This window comes from Streptococcus sp. HMSC067A03 (assembly GCF_001814295.1).
Classification (GTDB): domain Bacteria; phylum Bacillota; class Bacilli; order Lactobacillales; family Streptococcaceae; genus Streptococcus; species Streptococcus constellatus.
On the sequence record NZ_KV815643.1, the window covers coordinates 56,153 to 72,257 of the forward strand.

Sequence of the window (16,105 nt, forward strand, 5' to 3'; positions counted from 1 at the left end):
CAACATAAAAGCAATCTCGTGCAACATTAAACATCGTTAAGAGCTGTATGAGAAAAACAAATCTTCTCTTATTCATCAAATAATTCGTTGATTTTCTAGCTTGTTTTACTCTTTAAACTCTCTATATCTTAAATTACATCATCCCGCCCATCATACTTGGATCCATTGCTGGAGCTGGGCTAGCTGGTTCTGGTTGGCTGGCAACAACTGCTTCTGTTGTTAAAATAAGGCTAGCTACTGAAGCTGCATTTTGAAGGGCAGAACGAGTGACTTTGACTGGGTCAATGATCCCTGCTTCAATCATGTTAACCCATTCGCCAGTTGCAGCATTAAAGCCTGTACCAACTTCAGAGTTTTTCAAACGGTCAATGACGATCGAGCCTTCAAATCCTGCATTGAGAGCGATTTGACGAACTGGTTCTTCCAAAGCACGAAGAACGATATTACGACCTGTTGCTTCATCACCTGATAAGTCTAAGGCTTCAACAGCATTTAAAACATTCACAAAGGCTGTTCCACCACCTGAGACAATTCCTTCTTCAACAGCAGCGCGAGTTGCATTGAGGGCATCTTCAATGCGGAGTTTCATTTCTTTGAGTTCTGTTTCTGTTGCAGCACCCACTTTGATGACTGCCACACCACCTGATAATTTCGCCAAACGTTCTTGTAGTTTTTCTTTGTCAAATTCAGATGTAGCACTTTCAATTTGCGATTTAATGACAGCCACGCGGTTAGCAATCGCTTCAGCAGCTCCTGAACCTTCCACAATCACTGTGCTATCTTTGTCGACAGTCACTTTTGAGGCTTGTCCAAGTGCTTCAATGGTTGCATCTTTCAATTCTAGACCAAGATCTTCTGTAATCACTGTACCGCCAGTCAGAATCGCAATATCTTCTAACATAGCCTTACGACGGTCGCCGAATCCTGGCGCTTTCACAGCGACTACATTGAAAGTACCGCGGATTTTATTTAACACAAGAGTTGGAAGAGCTTCACCGTCTACATCATCTGCGATAATCAATAATGGACGACTAGTCTTCAAGATATTTTCCAACAAAGGAAGAATTTCTTGGATATTAGAAATCTTCTTATCTGTAATCAAGATATATGGATTATCTAAATCAGCAACCATTTTTTCATTATCTGTTACCATATATTGAGAAAGATAGCCACGGTCAAACTGCATACCTTCAACAACATCTAGCTCTGTTTCCATTCCTTTTGATTCTTCAATAGTGATGACACCGTCGTTGCCAACTTTTTCCATAGCTTCAGAGATGTATTCTCCGACTTTTTCAGAACGTGATGAGACAGCTGCAACTTGCGCAATCGCTTCTTTATTAGAAACCGGAACAGAATTTGCTTTTAAGGCTTCAACAGCTGTTGCAACAGCTGTTTCAATACCACGACGAATGCCAATTGGGTTTGCACCAGCCGTTACATTTTTGATTCCTTCGCGGACAATGGCTTGGGTCAAGACAGTCGCAGTAGTTGTTCCGTCACCAGCGATATCATTAGTTTTTGAAGCAACTTCTGACACCAACTTAGCGCCCATATTTTCAAAATGATCTTCGAGTTCAATTTCTTTTGCAATAGTCACACCGTCATTTGTGATGAGTGGTGAGCCAAATGATTTTTCAAGAACAACATTGCGTCCTTTAGGTCCTAAGGTTACTTTAACGGTATCTGCCAAAATATCGACACCACGTACCATAGCACTTCTTGCATCTGCTGAAAATTTAATATCTTTTGCCATTTTTACAATTCCTCTTTCTATAAATGTTTAATTTATTCAACAATCGCTAGAATATTTGTCTCATTGACAACGAGATACTTTTCTTCGCCATCTTTGACTTCAATTCCTGCATGGCTTTCAACGAGAACAGTATCATCGGCCTTCACGCTTGGAGCAACGAGTTCACCGTTGAGCGTACGAATTCCTTCCCCGACAGCTATAACTTTTGCCGTCTTCGTTGCATCTTGTCCTGCTCCTGCAATGACAAAGCCACCAACTTTTTGTTCTCTTTCTTCTACTTTTAGGACCACACGGTCGCCTAATGGTTTAAGCATTTGTTTACCTCCAATATCTTGTTTTAGCACTCTATATACACGAGTGCTAATATTTACATTTTCTATTGTATCACTTGGTCAGAAATAGTCAAGAAAAAAACTCTGTCAAATGACAAAGTTTTTAAGGGGAAAGCAAATAAGTTTTTATTAGACCAATCTTAATTTTTCTTCAAAATCGTCAATAACTTTTTTAAGATTCAATCGTCCTTTATAAATACCATAACCAAAGACAAGCATTGCTAGAATTCCTAGTACCGCTAGGATCGTTCCAGCAATAAAGGCAATAAAATTGGTCTGACGGAAGAAATAAACCAGAACAAGACCGATACTAGCAATAGTAAAGAAGAGACTAAACCAACGCCCTAGATTTTCAATCATGTGTTTTTGGTATTGAATTTCCGTTTCATATCCTTGAATCAATTCTTGTTCTGTCATATTTTTCTCCTATTTAGTATTTCAATCCTGGGTTGAAGAAGCCAACCAATACACCAAGGAAAGCAATTACTACAAGAAGCAACATTACTTTGATAGGTGAGAGATTTTTCTTAGCCATTAACCACCAGCAAAAGACGATAAACAAAGCTGTCAATAAACCTGGATAAACACCGTCTAATTGGCTTTGTAAAACCAAGAAGGCTTTCCCTGAAGAATCTTTCAATTTGAAAGCTGTCTTAACAGGTACCCATGTCGCTGCAACCGCACCGATGACCATACCACCAATGATAGACACCGACTTACGGATAGCTTGTCCTTGAGGGCCTACAAGAAATTCAACTGCTTTATCTCCTAGTTCGTACCCTTTAAAGTAGGCGAATTTCATACCAAAGTAGGCGAGCAAGTTCCAAACCACGATATAGAAAATCGCACCAAGTGGTGAGCCACCATTTGACAAACCGAGAGCAATACCTAGTATAATCGGAATCAAGGTACCAACAATCAGTGAATCACCAATTCCTGCAACAGGTCCCATGAGACCAGCACGAAGACCGTTGATTGTTTCATCATCTACTCCATCAGCCCCATTCGCACGCGCTTCTTCTAAACCTGCTGTAATCCCTACAATCAATGCACCTAATTGCGGCTCCGTGTTAAAGAATGCGGTGTAGGTGTGCATTGCTTTTGCTTGATCTTCTTTTTTAGAATATAATTCTTCCACAATTGGCAACATTGAAGACAAATAACCAAATGTTTGCATGTGTTCTTGTGAGAAGCAAGTTAAGTTCCCATAATACCAATGATGAAAAGATTTTCCTAATGTTTTTTTCGTTAATTTAACCATTTTAAATATCCTCCTCATCGTCATCATCAAAACTTGCACTGGCAGCCGCTTGTGCTCTTACATTTTTCGCCATTTGAATTTCATAGAATAATACTGCAAAGATTAATGAAATGACTGCACAAGATACAAGGTTAAGTCCTAATGAAGCTGCTAAAGTAAAGCCAACAAAGAATGGAATGAAATCAACAGCTTTTTCAACGATTTGTTTCAAGAGGATGGCAATTCCGACACATGGAAGGAGAGAGCCGACCGTAAAGAGGGTTTTCATTGGAATACCATCCAATGGAAGAGCTGTTTTTAAAGCAGTAACAGCATCAGCACCTAATTTACACATAATAAGCGTTGGCAAGAATGAGAATACTAAATGGGAAATCCATGGGAAGCCCCAGTCTACCACATATAAGCGTTTAAATTCACCTTTTTCAACAGCTTTCCAGCCAATATGTTGCCAAAGTAGATTCATAGTAGCTGTACCATAGAAAAGAACTGTACCGACTGTACCAACGAGTGTTCCCATTGATTTAGCCAAGTTAGCAGCATCTGCAGAGTCAAGTGACAGTCCTTGTGATTGAATAGCAACCATTGCCAGAGGAATCCCAATATAAGAAACCGCACGAACGTCAGCTGAAACAGTACCGCCAGGTGTTACCAAAGCGATGTAAACAAGTTGCATCGCAACCCCACAGATGATACCTAATTTCACATCTCCTAGGATCAGTCCTGAAACGAGACCACCTACAAGTGGGCGTCCAAGAGTATAGTTACCAATGGATGTACCACCTAGGCCAGGCATGGATGATAGACAGGCAAATAACCCTAATAAAGCGGCTTGAAACCACGAAATTGTCATAATAAAGCCTCCTTAATGCTTATTATATTTTATTAAAAACCGAATTTAGACTTGAAATCGTCCCAATAGCCAATAGACACATCTGGTAAGAGTTGGAATTTTACTTTATAACCAGCTTTTTGAATTGCTTCAAGTGCTTCTGCTTCTTCCTGTGTAATGGATTGATTGTTTCCCAATTTAGTAGCGCCCGGACGATCATTAGCTGGACCAACGATGATTTCTTTGATATCACCAGGCACAAAACCTTGATCAACTAGTATTTCTTTCATATCAATTGGATTTTTAGTAATCAAGAAATAGCGACTATCGGAATCCAATACCTTTTGTGATTTTTCTTTCCATGCTTCTTTTGTCCAAACAAATGTTTTTTTATCAGAAGCTGCTTTATAGGCTTGCTTTAAAACTGCATTTCCTGCTGCAGCATTATTGACCGCAACTAAACCGTCACAAGGATATTCCTTTGCCCAGCGAGTTACTGTTTGACCATGAATCATACGGTCATCAATACGCACAAATGAAATTGTCATGATACATCTCCTTTTTACACTCTTTAAATATCGTCTTCATCCTCTTCGTCACTAGAAGTCACATCAAATTCTTGCAATGCTGCAGAGGCTTCTGAGAGAATGGCTTGTGTCAATTCTTTTCCTTCTAGCATATCTTTCATCACTAAACCTGTGAGTCCCATTGTTAAATTGAGACCACCAAGTACGACTGCAGTATTTAACTTGTCAAGTTCCGCTAAAACGTTGCAAGCTGTTGTCAAAGGGCTTCCTCCGACAATATCTGCTAATACCAAAACCGTATCTTCTACACTAAGACCGGATAATGCTTGCCGAAAGTCAAGAGCAAAATCATCAACAGACTTGCCTTCTTTTAATCCTACTGCAATGACTTGATCTGTCTTATCACCAGCAAACATCTTAAGCGAGCTTTGTACTCCTTCTGCTAGTCCACCATGACTGACTAGTACCAGATATTTCATGTTCTTTCCTCCTTCATTTCCTGTCTTTATTTTACTAAAGCTGGAACCGGTTTCATATTGTCAAATGTCACTTTGTAAAGATGACAATTGTTAATTAAAATGTGACATTTGTCATCTAGATTTTCAAAAATAAAAAATAGCCAACTTTGAGCTGAACTGCGCCCCAAAAGTTAGACTCAAAAATCTAACTTTTGGGGCACAGTTCAATACTCACTTAGCTATTTTCTTTTTAATACTGTTAAACTTCTATTTGCCTGTTTCTTCCATTTCTCTTTGAATACTTGGCAAGCGACTGTCGATTTCATTGTTCTTAAGAGCATTTTCAAGTAAGTGATCAATGCGTTCCAGAGAATGATAATCCACCTCTCGACTAATATCTAAGACAGAATGTTTCATCATATGATCCAATCTTTGAGAAGTCAATGAATTCAGACCAAAATCATCTGCTTGTAAAATCTTTTTCGTCTGACTGCTTTTAACAACTGATAGCAAGACAGATGTTCCTTGCGACTTTTCAAATAAATTCTGTTGAGTTTTTTGATTTTGACACAATAATTTCATAAATTCCCAAGCTAATTTATCTTGTTTTGTCTTTGAAGACATGGCAAAAAGGGATGTTTTCACTTGTGTTGCAGGAATGCCTGCTTTAGCAGCTGGCATGGGAATACAAGTCCAAGAAAATCTAGAATATTTTGCTACATGATAAGGATAAGGTTTATAAGTTCGATATTGCGCCAAACTCATAGGATAAAAAGCAACCTTGCCTTCATCAAAATCATTTGATGTTACCTTGTACCGTTGATTCAATGAAGTTAATTTGCTGATAAAGGACAACGCTTGATGCATTTCTGCGCTATCAACATTGACACCACTTTGATTTCTCAGATGACCATTATAAGCTACTAAGGCCTGCTTCCAGGTATAATCCGTAATACCATACTGGTCAATCAGACCGTCCCCGTTTGTGTCCTTTGTGACTTTTTGACAAATCGCATACAAGTCTTCTAAAGTCCAATTAGAATCGGGAATCGAAACTCCTTCCTTTTCCAGTAAATCCTTATTGACACACATCATGACAGGATTGCTTTCAATCGGCAAAGCATAGCTGTGCCCCTGATATTGTCCGGCTTGATAAGCAACTGGATAGTAAGCGGCAACTTCATCTTTGCTAAGTAAAGAGTCTAAGGATTTGAAAGCCCCGGAAGCCGCTAACATCGAAAAATCATTTTCAGGCACCATAAACACATCTGGCTGTTCCCCTTTTAAAATTTTTTCAGCTAGCCAGCCGTCGTAATCTTTCTTAGGAATACCACTCTCATAGACCACTCTAACTTGTGGATGTGACTTTTCAAATTGTCGAATAATATTGTCTAATATTCTATTTTCACGGCTATTTGGGACATCCCAGCTACTACCAGCATAAACTCCGATTCGCAAAATTTTCTTCTGAGTAGATGTCCATAAAACAAAGCCCAGAGCCACTAGAAGAAGGCTTGAGATTAAAATTACCATATATCGAAATTGCCACTTCATTTGTCATTGTCCTTATTAAAATCACGCTGGGTAACACCTGTCTGTACAGCCCATATAGCTAATTGCGTGCGGTCACGTAAGTTTAGCTTTGATAAGATGCCAGATAAATAATTCCGTATAGTCCCTTCAGACAAGAACAACTTCGCTGCAATTTCCTTGTTTGAAACTCCAAAACCAATTTGTTGGATAATCTTCCACTCAGTCTGACTCATATCTTCTACATTTTCTTCCGCAACAGAAATGGCAAAATTCGACTGCGCCATTTGTGAAAAGATTTTAAACACTTTGCTAGCAATGTTCGGATTAATCATAGCTCCGCCTTTGTAAACCGTTTGAATAGCTTGATACAATTCTTCAGTAGAGACTCCTTTTAAGATATAACCAGAAGCACCATATTTTAAAGCAGAAAAAATGAAATCATCGTCATCAAAAGTTGTTAGAATAATAATTTTGATATCTGGATAGTGTTCTTTAACTGCCTTTGTACAGAGAACACCGTCCATAACAGGCATTCGAATGTCCATTAAAATCACATCAGGGTGTACATGATGCAGTTTGTCAAGCACTTCTTTGCCATCTCCGACTATTCCCACTACTTCAATATCTGGATGTGCCGATAAAACAATCTGTAAAGACTCACGAATCAAGGCCTGATCATCTGCAATTAAAACTTTAATCATTCTTTCCTCCTATTTTCGGAATTTTAATATAGGTATAAAAGCCATTACGATTTTCAAAATGGACACTACCGCCAATAATCGCTAGGCGTTCCTGCATTTGCTTTAGACCATAACCATAGTGAAGCTCGTCAAAACCAACTCCATCATCTTGTATAGTCATGATATAATTCTCTTCTTCTAATAACTCAATCCAAACCGTTTTGGCATGCCCATGCCGTACCGAATTGGTAATGGACTCTTGAATCACCCGAAAGACAATATCTTCTTTTGCAATATCCAAATCAATTGTGGCCCATTCATAGCGAAAATGAATTTCCAAATTAGAAATGGCTTCATATTCTCGAATAATTTTGAACAACGCTTCCTTTAAGCTATTATTTTCTAAAGCACCAGGTCGCATTTTATTGAGTGAACCTCGCACATCACGGATACCATCCCGTACAACTACAGAAACATTTTCTAACTGTTCCTTAGCACGATTTTTGTCAATATCCACCAATACTTTAACTGCATCAATCCCCGCAGAAATCCCTGTCAAAGCATGCCCTAGCGTATCATGAATTTCTCTAGCGATTCGCTTTCTTTCACGGTCTTCTGCGATTTTTTCAGATAAGGCTAAATAACTATTCAACTCGCGATTGGCTTGTGCGGCCATGCGTAGCTCTTCTTCAATATGATGTTTTTCGGTCATCGCAGATAAAATATAGAATAGTAGAGAAATCATAAAGACAACTAGATTCAGTGAAAAGAGAAAATTCTTTCCAAAAAGGAGAGCCATGCGAATCGATTCTGGACAAAAGCGAATATAAGTATCTAACGAAGGCAATTTGACAAAAAGCGACATTAAATCATAGTTGGATAAGAGCAACATGGTAAAACTCAAAATGATAAAGGAAAACCAGTATTTCCGATCTTTTGAGGTGTTAAATTCTTTGGAACCATAAAAAATATCTGCAAAAACTAAGAGAATCAGACCATTATAAGAAGAATGCAAGACAGAAAAGATAACTAACATCAGCAAAATCTCAATAATAGTTACTTTATCATAAACGGATAGCTGATTTGGATGCTTCTCACGGTAATAAAAAACCAACAATAAGCAAGCATAAAAAGCAATAGACATCCAAAAGCTAAAACTCGGCGATCCTGGTATAGCATCTAAACGTCCTAACAGTGAATGAGCATATCCTTTTGCCACTACATAATTCGTTGCAAAAAGATAAATAGAGGCATTATAAACAATGGCAATAAAATTGATGACCATCAAAGCAATTTTGCTATAAAAGATACTTCTATTTTGTCTCATTATTGCCACCCTGTAATTGTATATTGAGCGATATTCTCTTTATTTACTAAATGAACAGGAATGAGATATTCCTCTTTGTAAGCTTGATGTTTCATCATGCGCTCAATCACTTCTGTCACCTTTCTGCCCATTTGAATCGGAGACTGAGCAACCGTCCCTTGAATATCATTGGTATTTGCCAAGAAATTTTTAATATCAGGTGAGCCATCTACGCCATAGATTGCAATCTTGTCTGTCACACCTTGATCTTTTATAGCCGCAAGAGCTCCGATAGCTGCACGATCATTTAAAGACATGACCACATTAAATTGCATCCCTTCATTCAGGGCTTTTTTTACTTGAGGCATACTTTCTTCTGTTTGCCCCAATGTCTCTCGCTCAGAGACCACCTGATAAGCAGGATGTCCTTTAATCGTGTCTAAAAATCCTTGAATTCGGTCCATCGCAGACACTGCATTACGATGTTCCAACAGTAAAATCTTCGCACTTGATAATCGTTTCATCATATCATTTGCGATTAACACGCCTGCTTGATAATTATCAGATACAATAGTTGTATCAACCTTGGCTTCCTTACTAATCGGTGCATCTACAACAATAATTTTAATACCTGCTTTTTTAGCTTTCCTCAAAGATGCAATAATTTTTGAACTATCGCATTTAACAGGGTTAATGACAATGACATTCACTTTTTCTTGAACAAAATAATCAATCTGCTGGCTTTGCTTGTCTTCGTCTAGTTCTGGGTCTCGCACATAAAGCCGATTGCCCTGTTGATTCGTTTTTTTCTCAATCTCCGCATTTAAAGTTTTATAAAAATCATTATTCATCGTCATATAGGTTGCTCCTATCTTGACCTGTTTACTATCTGATGAAATTCCCTTTACATAGAGAAAAACTAAGCCCGTCAAAACAAAAACTAATAGAGAAAATAATAGATATTTACGACAATTGCGATATTGCTTTTTTCCTTTACCTGCTCTCATTTTTTCTCCTTATCAACAGCAATCTTAAACAGAAAACTCTGTTTTAGCTAGGTTTATTATATTATATTTATACAAAAAAACAAAACTTCGACAAGAAAAAGAAGTGTGAAAAACTTGAAAAATCCCTCTCACTTTCTTGTTTTTAGACTCAAGTTGAAACTAAATGCAACATCTTTTCAGATTGTTGGTTTCTATATTGTGCATATTTTTCGTACGTTGTTGAAAGCACAAAATGTTAACAGTTTTTTCTCTAACTAGAAATAAGTAGACTGGATGTTGTCCAGCCTACCTTATTTTTATTTAAAACGGCAATTCCTCTTCTTCTAGAACCAAATCTGCCAAGTCTGCACCTGTATTATTCTCACGAAGAGCTCGTTGGGCACGACTTTCTAATAACTGGAAGCCGTTGCAAAGCACTTCTGTTACATAATGTGTCACACCGTCTTTCTCATAACGGCGAGTACGAAGTTCTCCATCAAGAGAAATTAAGCTTCCTTTTGTTGCATAACTTGCTAAGGTTTCGGCTAATTTGCCCCAAACAATGACGTTTACAAAATCCACTTCTCGCTCGCCATTTTGTCCTTTATATCGGCGATTAACAGCAAGCGTTGCACGCGCCACAGATTTATCATTAGCTGTTTTATTTAACTCTGGTGTATTAACCAAGCGACCAATTAAAATTACTTTATTATACATTTTCTTTTCCTCCTAACTATTTATTCGTAAGAAAAAAGAAAAAATCGTGAAAATCCACGATTAATTTGTACTTATTCTTGCCAATGTTTGATTGGATCAAAAGCTGTTCCTACTACTTCTGAGCTTGCTAATTCAATAATTCCGCGCTTTTGTGGGGCATTTGGCAGTTGCAACTCACGAGGACTGCACATCATACCAAAACTCGCTACTCCACGCAGTTCACCAGGAAAAATCAAGTTTCCTTTTGGCATCATAGCACCAGGTAATGCCACAATCGTCTTCAGACCCACTTTAGCATTAGGCGCTCCTGCTACGATTTGAATTACTTTTTTTGCTGCGACTCTTACTTGACAAATATTGAGATGGTCACTATCCGGATGTGCTTCCATTTCAACAATTTCACCCACTACAAATTTTGGAGTAAGGTCATTGACTAATTCTGGCTCAAAACCTGCTTGACTCAATTCTTGGTTAAGAATTGAAATTTCTTCATCGGTCAGGAAAACTTGTCCGCGATCAGTGATATTAAAAAGATTGGAAACCCCAAAAATATTCCAAGCAACCGTTTCTCCAGTATCTTGGCGATAGACACGCGCCACATCACCTTTGCGTTCAGCAGATAACTTAGCATCTTGACTGTCTGCAACAATCACCATCAACACATCACCAACATGCTCTTTATTATATGTAAAAATCATTGTTCCTCCACTATATACAATTCATACTAACTGTGCTAAAAATTCATTGATTTGCATCTTCGTTTTTCGCTCTCGATTAACAAAACGACCAATTTCTTGCCCATTTTCTAAGACTACCAGGCTAGGAATGCCATAGATATTCCATTTTTTGGCAACTTCCATATAGTCATCACGATTAACCTCAACAAAGGTAAAATCGGGATTTTCTGCTTCGATTTCAGGCAGCAATGGTTTTAGAAAACGACAATCTCCGCACCAGTCAGCTGTGAAAAGGAAAACAGTTTTTCCTTCACGATTTACTAATGTTGCTAATTCTTCGATAGTTGCTGGAATCATCATTGCTCTTCCTCATAGCTCAATTCGCCATTTTCATACACAAATGTAAAGTGCCGATCATCTTCGTACACCACACCACCAACCAATTGGTGTTCATCTGACTTATATAATTGCACATACAGTGTAGCAATTGGACCTAATTCAGATAACCTTTTCCGAATGTCAGCAACTAATTGCTCACGCTGCTCAGCTTCTTTTCGTTCATCCAACGTTTTTTTAGTAGCATAAGCTGCAATCCCTACTCCCGCAAGTGCAGCCGTTGTTAATAGAATCTTTTTAGCTTTCATGACAATATTTTAACACAAAAGATAAATTGGGACAAATCGAAACACTATTGTTTTTTATCTTTGAACGCTACCCAACTATGATAGAAAATGATAAAATAAGAGCAGAAAGAAGGTTAATGATGTCAGAATTATTTTCAAAAATTAAAGAAGTGACAGAAATCTCTGCTATTTCAGGGCACGAAGCGCCTGTTCGTGATTATTTGCGTGAAAAAATCACCCCTCATGTGGACGAAGTCGTAACAGACGGCCTAGGAGGCATTTTCGGAGTGAAACATTCAGAAGCTATTGATGCGCCACGTATACTCGTTGCTGCACACATGGACGAAGTTGGCTTCATGGTGAGTGAAATCAGAGCAGACGGAACTTTCCGAGTCGTTCAAATCGGAGGTTGGAATCCACTGGTTGTCAGCAGCCAACGCTTTAAATTATTTACTCATACAGGAGACGAAATTCCTGTTATTTCAGGCTCCATTCCACCGCATTTGACACGTGGAACAGGTGGACCAAGTCTACCAAGGATTGAAGACATCGTTTTTGACGGTGGGTTTGCTGACAAAGCGGAAGCTGAAAGCTACGGGATTCGTCCCGGTGACACGATTGTGCCAGACAGTTCCGCTATCCTCACAGTCAACGGCAAAAATATCATTTCTAAAGCTTGGGATAATCGTTACGGTGTTCTCATGGTGAGTGAACTAGTTCAAGCTCTGGCTGGAGAAAAACTTGACAACGAACTTTATGTTGGGGCAAACGTCCAAGAAGAAGTTGGCTTACGTGGTGCTCATGTTTCAACGACTAAATTTGACCCAGAAGTTTTCCTTGCGGTGGACTGTTCTCCGGCTGGTGACATTTATGGCGATCAAGGTGCCATCGGAGAAGGAACCTTAATTCGTTTCTTCGATCCAGGACATCTCATGCTACCAAATATGAAAGACTTCCTTTTGACAACCGCAGAAGAGGCAGGTATCAAATATCAATACTACTGTGGCAAAGGCGGTACTGATGCAGGTGCAGCACATCTGAAAAATGGCGGCGTACCTTCAACTACTATCGGTGTCTGTGCACGCTATATTCATTCTCATCAAACGCTCTATGCAATGGACGACTTTCTCCAAGCTCAAGCTTTCTTACAAGCTCTGGTTAAGAAGTTGGATCGCTCAACTGTTGATTTGATCCAAGGTTATTAATACTTTGTGAAAACCGCTTCACACTTTATTTGCTTTTATTAGCGATAAGCTAGATAAAGTTGCAGACAGGCTAGATGAGATTATAAAATTTCTTGAAAAATAAAAGGAAAAGGATATTGTGAAAAAAGGTTTTAGAACACCTAATCTAAGTAAACGTGTAAGCAGTCGCACAACAGGAAAACTCACACGTTCTACGAGAAGTCTCACCAATCCGTTATATGGAAAAAAAGCACAGGATTCGCAAACGACCCAGAGCGAGCATTGTACAATAAAATCTATAATAAAACTACTTTCGGGACAGACGAAGATGGTTGTGTGTTTGGTTGTGGGTGTTTAGCAGTTGTTTTTACAATATTTATATTGTGGATTCTGGTGAATTCGTTTTTTTCAGTAAAATAAAAATACGGGGAGAGAGTATGAAAGAAATTTATAGAACATTTACAGCTGTAGCTGGTACGGAATATAGAAAAGAAGATGCTAGAAAAGCCTATAACTTCATTTGTGACTCTAAAAATGAAAAGACAAATGAAGTCCGTTTTGAACCAGAACCAACTAATCCTTACGACCATTATGCTATTAAAATTTATATTTTTGATATTTTCATTGGATATGTACCAAGAAAACAATTAAGAAAATTAAGAAAAATGCTCCACGAACCTGATAAATACAAATGCATAGCAACTGCTGAGCCCAATTGGTGGGACGAAAAAGATTATAACTTTATAATCTTTTATAAGTTTTACGAGTAAAAAATCCCCACGCTCAACTTTGGCCGCTGCGAGCGTAGAGCGTACCTATGGAAGTCCTTGACCAATCTTTAGGGCACACAAAGATATATATAACATAAGCATTCAAATTCATAACGATCTTTCCCCCCAGTTTCGGACGCTTTTATTGCGCATATAGCCCCGAATTTCCCTCTACCAAACTTCATATTCTGTAATTGTTTGCCGATTTTAAGATATAAAAAAGAATGCCTCTAAACCTAATATATTTAGATTTCTAACAATACAATCATATCATATTATATTTTATTGAATATAAAATAAGCTAGGTTATAAATTTACATTTGAAAAGGCTGCGGACAGTGATGTCCCAGCCTTTTTCTGCTTTCATCATTTTTACTTATTGTTTAAGCCCATCAACTTACGAAACTCAGGAATCCGTTGCAGCTGCGGAACAATGAGCATCGTCACAAATACTCGTAAAGGAATTTCAAAAACTGACCAAGCCCGAGCTGCATATAGAGCAAAAAATGGTACCTTATATTGCAAATGTAGAACTAGTGGTATCAATGTAAATGTTCCCACTCCCATAATAGCTAATGTGGCTAATGTAACCCACAACCAGTCTTTCTTGCGCTCTACTTTCAATTCTTTTCCATAAAAGAAATAACCATAGAGCATACCTTGCAGCGCTTCAATCAATGTAAACCAGATAATAAATGGATGTCCTTGATTTACAAAAAAGAAAGAGGCTACATCGTAAATAGCAGAAACCAGACCAGACAATAATGGACCAGCAATCGTTCCCATAAGGGTATAGCTAATAAAGGCAGGGCTTAGCTTCCATAAATTAGGAATAACAAAGACTGAGAACTTCTCCAACACAAAGCAGAGAGCCACAATCATAGCAAGGGCAACCAAAAGTTGCACCGACAACTTAGGCGAATTCTTTTTCATAGTTCGCTCCTTTTCTATTCGGGAGCCGTCTGATCGACAGCGGATGCAATGGCCTACCGCACAAAAGTTTCGTTGTATGGCAACATCCCATCCATACACACTTAACGCAGACCACTTACTCTGTGCAAATGAATTGCTCTTTTATTCTATCATATTTTAATTAGTTAGAAAATTATTTTTTATCTATCATTCAGTAGATATTTTCTGACTTCTGCAAGGAAGTAAAGAGAGCCTGTGATAAGCAACAGCTCTTTCTCTTCGTGTTCATCTCTTTGATACTGTGTTAAATAATGCTCCCAATTAACAAAGGCAAGCTTTTCATTCTTTGCCAAACCTTGCATCTCTTCTTTTGAAAAACTTCGTGCATCAGCAAATGAAGTTAGTAATAATTGTACTTGTGGAACCTCTTTTAACAAAGCAATCATTTCTTGTACATCTTTTGTCTGAATACAAGAAAATAAAACCTTTTTTTGATAATCTGGAAAATGGCTTTCTATAGAAGCAATCAGTGCTTTCATTGCATGAGGATTGTGTGCACCATCTAGAAAAATCAAAGGTGCAGTTGAAATTTTTTCCAAACGAGCAGGCCAATACGTTTGTTTCAATGCCCGTCTTATCTCATCTTGCCTTAACAACGGCAAACCTTTCAAGTAGCAATAGTGATCGCACAATTCAAGTGCCAATCCCGCATTCTCAACTTGATGAACACCAAAAAGAGCACTTTGATAGCCTTCTTTCAGCCTACATGCGTTTGAAAACAAGAATTCTTCTACCTCTGCCGAACTTTGCACAAGCTCCACCTGATAGTCTTGCCCATAACAAACATGAGGAGACTGAAGTTGTTGAGCCTTATTGTGAATAACTGCTAGTGGTTCGGAAGCAATCTTTCCTGTCACCAACGGCACACCCTCTTTGATAATACCGGCTTTCTGCTCTGCAATGTCTGCTAAGCTTGTTCCTAAAATTGCCGTGTGATCAAGTCCAATTGTCGTAATAGCTGTTAAATCCGGTTGACATACATTGGTGCTGTCCAATAAACCACCTAGCCCTACTTCCATGATAACCACATCTACCTGTTGCTGAAGGAAATACTCATAAGCCAAAACTGTGATAATTTCAAACTCTGTTATTTCCTGTAAAATCGTATCATCTGCCTGTTTTTTTAATAAGCCCTGATAGGTTTGCAATAAAGAATGAAAATCTTGGTCAGAAATAGACACTCCATTGATGGCAATTTGTTCATTATAAGACATCAGATAAGGTGATGTAAACGTTCCAACACGTAGCTTCTTTGCTTGCAAAAGCTGACGTAAATGCGCAATTGTTGATCCTTTTCCATTGGTACCGGCAACATGAATGACCGATACTTGCAAATGCGGATTCCCCCGCAATGCTAAAAGCCGCCTCACTCTTTCTAAGCCCAAATGTGGTTCTGTTGTTTGATGCTGCTGCAACCATTCTAAGTGTTGTTCTTCTTTTTCTTTCATCATCTTTCTTATCCAATCTATAATGCTCTCATTTTATCATAGAAGT

At 38.4% G+C, this 16,105-nt stretch carries 19 protein-coding genes and 1 riboswitch; of the genes, 2 read left to right on the forward strand and 17 right to left on the reverse strand.

What is annotated here, in order from left to right; translation table 11 throughout:
- Positions 1 to 133 precede the first annotated feature (133 nt).
- From groL to HMPREF2963_RS01935, 15 genes are all read right to left on the reverse strand, one after another.
- Complete coding sequence (gene groL / locus HMPREF2963_RS01865; protein WP_070668309.1) at positions 134 to 1,756, reverse strand: chaperonin GroEL; 1,623 nt, start codon at positions 1,754 to 1,756, stop codon at positions 134 to 136.
- Positions 1,757 to 1,788: 32 nt separating this feature from the next.
- Positions 1,789 to 2,070: a co-chaperone GroES gene (gene groES, locus HMPREF2963_RS01870; protein WP_003070727.1), complete on the reverse strand. Its 282-nt coding sequence runs from the start codon at positions 2,068 to 2,070 to the stop codon at positions 1,789 to 1,791.
- 147 nt (positions 2,071 to 2,217) lie between these two features.
- Entirely contained in the window at positions 2,218 to 2,505 is a 288-nt protein-coding gene (locus tag HMPREF2963_RS01875; protein WP_003039055.1) for a hypothetical protein, read from the reverse strand.
- A 13-nt stretch (positions 2,506 to 2,518) separates the two neighbouring features.
- Positions 2,519 to 3,349, reverse strand: a complete 831-nt coding sequence (locus HMPREF2963_RS01880; protein ID WP_049481530.1) for a PTS system mannose/fructose/sorbose family transporter subunit IID — start codon at positions 3,347 to 3,349, stop codon at positions 2,519 to 2,521.
- Between the two features lies 1 nt (position 3,350).
- Positions 3,351 to 4,199, reverse strand: coding sequence for a PTS mannose/fructose/sorbose/N-acetylgalactosamine transporter subunit IIC (locus HMPREF2963_RS01885; protein WP_003028530.1), 849 nt, complete (start codon positions 4,197 to 4,199; stop codon positions 3,351 to 3,353).
- Between the two features lie 32 nt (positions 4,200 to 4,231).
- Positions 4,232 to 4,726, reverse strand: coding sequence for a PTS sugar transporter subunit IIB (locus HMPREF2963_RS01890; RefSeq protein WP_003028529.1), 495 nt, complete (start codon positions 4,724 to 4,726; stop codon positions 4,232 to 4,234).
- 23 nt (positions 4,727 to 4,749) lie between these two features.
- Positions 4,750 to 5,184 (reverse strand): PTS sugar transporter subunit IIA, encoded by a 435-nt coding sequence (locus HMPREF2963_RS01895; protein WP_003070731.1) that lies wholly within the window; start codon positions 5,182 to 5,184, stop codon positions 4,750 to 4,752.
- 246 nt (positions 5,185 to 5,430) lie between these two features.
- Positions 5,431 to 6,717, reverse strand: coding sequence for an ABC transporter substrate-binding protein (locus tag HMPREF2963_RS01900; protein ID WP_070668312.1), 1,287 nt, complete (start codon positions 6,715 to 6,717; stop codon positions 5,431 to 5,433).
- Positions 6,714 to 7,397, reverse strand: coding sequence for a response regulator transcription factor (locus HMPREF2963_RS01905; protein ID WP_003070735.1), 684 nt, complete (start codon positions 7,395 to 7,397; stop codon positions 6,714 to 6,716). Before HMPREF2963_RS01905 ends, HMPREF2963_RS01900 begins: the two co-directional genes overlap by 4 nt.
- The gene (locus HMPREF2963_RS01910) at positions 7,390 to 8,703 is read right to left on the reverse strand and encodes a sensor histidine kinase (protein ID WP_003070736.1); all 1,314 of its coding nucleotides are present in this window, start codon (positions 8,701 to 8,703) and stop codon (positions 7,390 to 7,392) included. The genes HMPREF2963_RS01905 and HMPREF2963_RS01910 overlap by 8 nt, the downstream gene beginning before the upstream one ends.
- A complete protein-coding gene (locus tag HMPREF2963_RS01915; protein ID WP_003070738.1) occupies positions 8,703 to 9,689 on the reverse strand; it encodes a sugar ABC transporter substrate-binding protein in 987 nt (328 codons plus the stop codon). Before HMPREF2963_RS01915 ends, HMPREF2963_RS01910 begins: the two co-directional genes overlap by 1 nt.
- A gap of 300 nt (positions 9,690 to 9,989) precedes the next feature.
- Complete coding sequence (locus HMPREF2963_RS01920; RefSeq protein WP_070668315.1) at positions 9,990 to 10,385, reverse strand: single-stranded DNA-binding protein; 396 nt, start codon at positions 10,383 to 10,385, stop codon at positions 9,990 to 9,992.
- A 71-nt stretch (positions 10,386 to 10,456) separates the two neighbouring features.
- Positions 10,457 to 11,083 (reverse strand): YtpR family tRNA-binding protein, encoded by a 627-nt coding sequence (ytpR, locus tag HMPREF2963_RS01925; RefSeq protein WP_070668318.1) that lies wholly within the window; start codon positions 11,081 to 11,083, stop codon positions 10,457 to 10,459.
- Positions 11,084 to 11,104: 21 nt separating this feature from the next.
- Positions 11,105 to 11,422, reverse strand: coding sequence for a thioredoxin family protein (locus HMPREF2963_RS01930; RefSeq protein ID WP_003070744.1), 318 nt, complete (start codon positions 11,420 to 11,422; stop codon positions 11,105 to 11,107).
- Entirely contained in the window at positions 11,419 to 11,706 is a 288-nt protein-coding gene (locus tag HMPREF2963_RS01935) for a DUF4651 domain-containing protein (protein ID WP_037598135.1), read from the reverse strand. The genes HMPREF2963_RS01930 and HMPREF2963_RS01935 overlap by 4 nt, the downstream gene beginning before the upstream one ends.
- A gap of 119 nt (positions 11,707 to 11,825) precedes the next feature.
- Between HMPREF2963_RS01935 and pepA the strand changes: the two genes are divergently transcribed.
- Together pepA and HMPREF2963_RS01945 are read left to right on the forward strand one after the other, a co-directional pair.
- Positions 11,826 to 12,890 carry a glutamyl aminopeptidase gene (gene pepA / locus HMPREF2963_RS01940; RefSeq protein ID WP_037598138.1) on the forward strand — a complete coding sequence of 355 codons (1,065 nt, stop codon included), beginning with the start codon at positions 11,826 to 11,828 and terminating at the stop codon, positions 12,888 to 12,890.
- A gap of 416 nt (positions 12,891 to 13,306) precedes the next feature.
- A complete protein-coding gene (locus HMPREF2963_RS01945) occupies positions 13,307 to 13,639 on the forward strand; it encodes an HIRAN domain-containing protein (protein ID WP_070668321.1) in 333 nt (110 codons plus the stop codon).
- A 372-nt stretch (positions 13,640 to 14,011) separates the two neighbouring features.
- Here HMPREF2963_RS01945 and HMPREF2963_RS01950 read toward each other — a convergent pair whose 3' ends face one another.
- A complete protein-coding gene (locus HMPREF2963_RS01950) occupies positions 14,012 to 14,572 on the reverse strand; it encodes a folate family ECF transporter S component (protein ID WP_006269984.1) in 561 nt (186 codons plus the stop codon).
- A gap of 35 nt (positions 14,573 to 14,607) precedes the next feature.
- Positions 14,608 to 14,697: riboswitch (THF riboswitch) on the reverse strand.
- Positions 14,698 to 14,751: 54 nt separating this feature from the next.
- A complete protein-coding gene (locus HMPREF2963_RS01955) occupies positions 14,752 to 16,062 on the reverse strand; it encodes a bifunctional folylpolyglutamate synthase/dihydrofolate synthase (protein WP_080749313.1) in 1,311 nt (436 codons plus the stop codon).
- Positions 16,063 to 16,105 lie beyond the last annotated feature (43 nt).

Coding starts and splice junctions, on each gene's coding strand:
- HMPREF2963_RS01900 (WP_070668312.1), bottom strand. CDS start 6,717: ATGAAGTGGCAATTTCGATATATGGTAATTTTAATCTCAAGCCTTCTT.
- HMPREF2963_RS01945 (WP_070668321.1), top strand. CDS start 13,307: ATGAAAGAAATTTATAGAACATTTACAGCTGTAGCTGGTACGGAATAT.
- HMPREF2963_RS01905 (WP_003070735.1), bottom strand. CDS start 7,397: ATGATTAAAGTTTTAATTGCAGATGATCAGGCCTTGATTCGTGAGTCT.
- HMPREF2963_RS01895 (WP_003070731.1), bottom strand. CDS start 5,184: ATGAAATATCTGGTACTAGTCAGTCATGGTGGACTAGCAGAAGGAGTA.
- HMPREF2963_RS01910 (WP_003070736.1), bottom strand. CDS start 8,703: ATGAGACAAAATAGAAGTATCTTTTATAGCAAAATTGCTTTGATGGTC.
- HMPREF2963_RS01935 (WP_037598135.1), bottom strand. CDS start 11,706: ATGAAAGCTAAAAAGATTCTATTAACAACGGCTGCACTTGCGGGAGTA.
- HMPREF2963_RS01950 (WP_006269984.1), bottom strand. CDS start 14,572: ATGAAAAAGAATTCGCCTAAGTTGTCGGTGCAACTTTTGGTTGCCCTT.
- HMPREF2963_RS01885 (WP_003028530.1), bottom strand. CDS start 4,199: ATGACAATTTCGTGGTTTCAAGCCGCTTTATTAGGGTTATTTGCCTGT.
- HMPREF2963_RS01920 (WP_070668315.1), bottom strand. CDS start 10,385: ATGTATAATAAAGTAATTTTAATTGGTCGCTTGGTTAATACACCAGAG.
- HMPREF2963_RS01930 (WP_003070744.1), bottom strand. CDS start 11,422: ATGATGATTCCAGCAACTATCGAAGAATTAGCAACATTAGTAAATCGT.
- groES (WP_003070727.1), bottom strand. CDS start 2,070: ATGCTTAAACCATTAGGCGACCGTGTGGTCCTAAAAGTAGAAGAAAGA.
- ytpR (WP_070668318.1), bottom strand. CDS start 11,083: ATGATTTTTACATATAATAAAGAGCATGTTGGTGATGTGTTGATGGTG.
- groL (WP_070668309.1), bottom strand. CDS start 1,756: ATGGCAAAAGATATTAAATTTTCAGCAGATGCAAGAAGTGCTATGGTA.
- HMPREF2963_RS01875 (WP_003039055.1), bottom strand. CDS start 2,505: ATGACAGAACAAGAATTGATTCAAGGATATGAAACGGAAATTCAATAC.
- HMPREF2963_RS01890 (WP_003028529.1), bottom strand. CDS start 4,726: ATGACAATTTCATTTGTGCGTATTGATGACCGTATGATTCATGGTCAA.
- pepA (WP_037598138.1), top strand. CDS start 11,826: ATGTCAGAATTATTTTCAAAAATTAAAGAAGTGACAGAAATCTCTGCT.
- HMPREF2963_RS01955 (WP_080749313.1), bottom strand. CDS start 16,062: ATGATGAAAGAAAAAGAAGAACAACACTTAGAATGGTTGCAGCAGCAT.
- HMPREF2963_RS01880 (WP_049481530.1), bottom strand. CDS start 3,349: ATGGTTAAATTAACGAAAAAAACATTAGGAAAATCTTTTCATCATTGG.
- HMPREF2963_RS01915 (WP_003070738.1), bottom strand. CDS start 9,689: ATGAGAGCAGGTAAAGGAAAAAAGCAATATCGCAATTGTCGTAAATAT.